Origin of the sequence: Streptomyces sp. NPDC007162, assembly GCF_040634175.1 — a bacterium.
Lineage (GTDB): Bacteria > Actinomycetota > Actinomycetes > Streptomycetales > Streptomycetaceae > Streptomyces.
In genome coordinates, this window is record NZ_JBEYFC010000665.1 from 1 (window position 1) to 4185 (window position 4185).

Here is a 4185-nt window from a genome sequence, read left to right on the forward strand (position 1 = left end):
GGCGGCCCAAGGTCGCTATCTGGCCCCCATCGTGGTCACGGTCCTGGTGTGCGGAGCGGCCCTGCTCGTGCCCGCCCCTCGGAGAGGTTCGTGCCCTCGAAGAGGCAGGTCCCCGAGTACACCAGGGCGGTGTCCGGGGTCGGCATGTTGGGGCTCGGCGGTACCCAGGGCAGGCCGTAGGCGTCGTAGAAGCGGTCGCGGTGCCAGCCGCTCATCGGTACGACGTCCAGGGCGACCGGCTGGTCCAGGAACCGCGCGTTGAACAGCCGCGCGAGCTCGGCGACCGTCATGCCGTGCGCCTGCGCGATCGGCTTCCTGCCGACGAAACTGGCGAACTCCTCGTGCAGCACCGGGCCCTGGGCGGTGCGGCCGGTCACCGGGTTCGGCCGGTCGAGCACGACGAAGCGCTTGCCGGCCAGCCGGGCGGCCGCCATGCAGTCGTACAGCGTCCAGACGTACGTGTAGAAGCGGGCGCCGACGTCCTGGATGTCGAAGACGACCGTGTCCACGCCGGAGGCGGTGAAGACGTCGGCGAGGGGCTGTCCGCTCTTGAGGTACGTGTCGTAGACGGGGAGGCCGGTCGCGGGGTCGTCGTGGCGGCCCTCGGAGCCGCCGGCCTGGGCGGTGCCGCGGAATCCGTGCTCGGGGCCGAAGACCGCGGTCAGTGCGACGCGGGGGTCGGCGTGCATGACGTCGACGATGTGCCGGACGTCCTGGGTGACGCCGGTGGGGTTGGTGACGATGCCGGCCTTCTGGCCGGCGAGGAGGGTGTAGCCGTCGGCGGAGAGACGGTCGAAACCGGTGCTGAGGGTGCCGTGGGCGTCGGCCGTGGTGGCCGGCACCGTGAGTGAGGCGGTTGCCGTGGCGGCGGTGAGCAGGGCTCTTCTGGACAGGCGCATGGGGTCGCCTCCGTGGTCGTCAGGGTGCGGCTCGGTGGGGGCTGGTCGCGCAGTTCCCGCGCCCCTAGGTTGGACCGGTCACCCTTCCCTTCACACATACCGACCGGTTAGTCTGGCCGGTGCCGAACCGTGTCGCGTCGTGTCGAAGGAGACCGATGGTGGGAGCCGTGCAGGATGCCGGGGTCGTCGTCACCGGGGCGGGAGGTGGCATCGGGGCCGCCCTCGCCCGGCGGTTCGCCGCCGAAGGGGCCCGGGTCGTGGTGAACGACCTGGACGGGGACAAGGCCGCCGCCGTGGCCGAGGAGATCGGCGGGATCGCTCTTCCGGGTGACGCGTCCGGCATCGTGGGTCCGGCCCGGGACGCGCTCGGCGGGACCGTCGACGTCTACTGTGCCAACGCCGGGCTCCCCTCCGGCGGGTCCGAGGCGGCCGACCCGGCCGTGTGGGCCTCGGCCTGGGACGTCAACGTCATGGCCCATGTGCGGGCCGCCCAGGAACTGGTGCCGCACTGGCTGGAGCGGGGCGGCGGGCGGTTCGTGTCCACCGTGTCCGCCGCCGGGCTGCTCACCATGATCGGCGCGGCACCCTACAGCGTGACCAAGCACGGCGCGTACGCCTTCGCCGAGTGGCTGTCGCTGACGTACCGGCACCGGGGTCTGAAGGTGCACGCCATCTGCCCGCAGGGCGTCCGTACCGACATGCTCGCCGCCACCGGCAGCGCGGGCGACATCGTGCTCCAGCCGACCGCCATCGAGCCGGAGGCCGTCGCGGACGCGCTGTTCAAGGGGATGGCGGAGGACCGGTTCCTGATCCTGCCGCACCCCGAGGTAGCCGGGTACTACCAGGCCCGGGCCGCCGACCCGGACCGCTGGCTGACCAACATGAACCACATCCAGCAGAAGTGGGAGGCCACCCGGTGACCCGGCCGCACGCAGACTCCCGCTACTCCGCCCGTCCCTGGGTGGCCCTGCTCGACGAGGCCCAGCGCGGCCCGGTCGACCCGCCGGCCTCGCTGGTGCACGCCCTGCGGGCCGCGGTCGCCGAGGCACCCGACCGCACCTGCCTCACCTACTTCGACGCCCGCCTCAGCTTCCGCGAGGTCGACGAGCTGAGCGACTCCGTCGCCGCCCGTCTGGCGGAGCGCGGCCTGGCCCGCGGCGACCGGGTCGCCGTGATCCTGCAGAACTCCCCGCACTTCGTGCTCGCGCTGCTCGGCGCCTGGAAGGCGGGCGCGACCGTGGTGCCGGTCAACCCCATGTACAAGTCGGGGGAGGTCTCGCACGTCCTGCGGGACGCCGAGGTGACCGCACTGGTCTGCTCGCAGCGGGCCTGGGACTCGTACCTGCGCGAGACGGCCGCCGGCTCGCCGGTGCGGATCGTGCTCACCGCGAGCGAGCTGGACTTCCAGACCCGCGACGACGCCCGCGTACTGACCTTCGAACGGCTGCCGCAGGCCGCCGACGCCGAGGACCTGGTGGAGGTCGCCCGCAGGGGCGGCAAGGCCCCGGAAGGGCGGGACCCGGCGGCCGCCGACATCGCGCTGATCAGCTACACCTCGGGGACGAGCGGTGCCCCCAAGGGCGCCACCAACCTGCACGGCAACATCATGTACAACGCCGAGCGGCAGCGCACCGGGCTCGCGCTGCCCGACGCGCCTGTCTACTACGCCCTCGCGCCCCTCTTCCACATCACCGGCATGGTCTGCCAGCTCGCCGCCTGCGTCACCAGCGCGGGCACGCTCGTGCTGACCTACCGCTTCGAGCCGGGCGTGGTCCTGGAGGCGTTCGCCGAGCACCGCCCGCAGTACACGGTGGGCCCCTCCACCGCCTTCATGGCCCTGGCCGCCCACCCGGAGGCCACCCCGGAGCACTTCGCTTCCTTCGTCAACATCTCCTCCGGTGGCGCGCCGCTGCCGCCGGCCCTGGTGGAGAAGTTCCGCGCCGGGTTCGGGCCGTACATCAGGAACGGCTACGGGCTGACCGAGTGCACCGCGCCCTGCGCCTCCGTGCCACCGGGCCTGGAGGCGCCCGTCGACCCGGTCTCCGGGACCCTCGCCGTCGGGCTGCCCGGACCCGACACCGTCGTACGCGTCATCGACGACCAGGGCGCCGAGGTGCCCTTCGGGGAGCAGGGCGAGATCGCGGTCCGGGGCCCGCAGGTGGTGCCCGGGTACTGGCGGCGGCCCGAGGCCACCGCCGAGACCTTCCCGGACGGCGAACTGCGCACCGGTGACATCGGCTTCATGGACCCGCAGGGCTGGCTGTACGTCGTCGACCGCAAGAAGGACATGATCAACGCGTCCGGCTTCAAGGTCTGGCCGCGCGAGGTCGAGGACGTGCTGTACACCCATCCGGCGGTACGCGAGGCCGCCGTCGTCGGGGTCCCGGACGGGTACCGCGGGGAGACCGTCAAGGCCTACATCAGTCTGCGCCCGGGTGCCGCAACCGAACCGGACGATCTCGCCCTCTATTGCAAGGAGAGACTGGCGGCCTACAAATATCCGCGCCAGGTGGAGATCCTGCCCGACCTGCCGAAGACGGCAAGTGGGAAGATCCTCCGACGGGAACTGCGTTCCCGACCGCGACAGGGTTAGTGGAACCACGAGAAAGGCAGGTGGCGGCAGTGCCCAGGACGACGGACGGGGACGGGACTCCCGTCCCGCAGCGGCTTCTCGCCGCCGCCACCCGGCTCTTCGCGGAGCAGGGCTACGACCGCACCTCGGTGCAGGAGATCGTGGAGGCGGCCGGCGTCACCAAGGGGGCGCTGTACCACTACTTCGGCTCCAAGGACGACCTGCTGCACGAGGTGTACGCGCGCGTGCTGCGCGTCCAGCAGGAGCGGCTCGACGCCTTCGCGAACGCGGACGAGCCGATCGAGAAGCGGCTGCGGGGCGCGGCCGCGGACGTGGTCGTGACGACCATCGAGAACCTCGACGACGCGATGATCTTCTTCCGGTCCATGCACCATCTGAGCCCGGAGAAGAACAAGCAGGTACGCGCGGAACGCCGGCGCTACCACGAACGCTTCCGCGCGCTCGTCGAGGAGGGCCAGCGCGAGGGCGTCTTCTCCACCGCGACCCCGGCCGACCTGGTCGTGGACTACCACTTCGGTTCGGTCCACCACCTGTCGACCTGGTACCGCCCCGACGGCCCCATGACCCCCCAGGAGGTCGCCGACCACCTGGCCGACCTGCTGCTGCGCGCACTGCGCCCCTGAACTCCAGAACCAGCCGGTCCCGGGCCCCGGCGGCCAGCGCAGCCAGCAGGAACTCACGGTTGACGGCGAC

General features: G+C 72.0%; 3 protein-coding genes and 1 pseudogene. 3 read left to right on the plus strand and 1 reads right to left on the minus strand.

Annotated elements, in window-relative coordinates:
* Positions 1 to 71: 71 nt before the first annotated feature.
* Positions 72 to 899, minus strand: a pseudogene (locus ABZ646_RS41605) (DUF1343 domain-containing protein); the annotation flags it as partial.
* 155 nt (positions 900 to 1054) lie between these two features.
* Here ABZ646_RS41605 and ABZ646_RS41610 point away from each other — a divergent pair.
* Genes ABZ646_RS41610 through ABZ646_RS41620 form a run of 3 tightly spaced genes read left to right on the plus strand, consistent with a single transcriptional unit; the run spans position 1055 to position 4115 of the window.
* Entirely contained in the window at positions 1055 to 1819 is a 765-nt protein-coding gene (locus tag ABZ646_RS41610; RefSeq protein ID WP_360531482.1) for an SDR family oxidoreductase, read from the plus strand.
* Entirely contained in the window at positions 1816 to 3492 is a 1677-nt protein-coding gene (locus ABZ646_RS41615) for an AMP-binding protein (protein ID WP_360531485.1), read from the plus strand. Before ABZ646_RS41610 ends, ABZ646_RS41615 begins: the two co-directional genes overlap by 4 nt.
* A gap of 29 nt (positions 3493 to 3521) precedes the next feature.
* Positions 3522 to 4115: a TetR/AcrR family transcriptional regulator gene (locus ABZ646_RS41620; RefSeq protein WP_360531488.1), complete on the plus strand. Its 594-nt coding sequence runs from the start codon at positions 3522 to 3524 to the stop codon at positions 4113 to 4115.
* Positions 4116 to 4185: the final 70 nt, after the last annotated feature.

Excerpts from the sequence above, each read along its gene's own strand:
- ABZ646_RS41610 (WP_360531482.1), top strand. The coding sequence starts at position 1,055 with ATGGTGGGAGCCGTGCAGGATGCCGGGGTCGTCGTCACCGGGGCGGGA.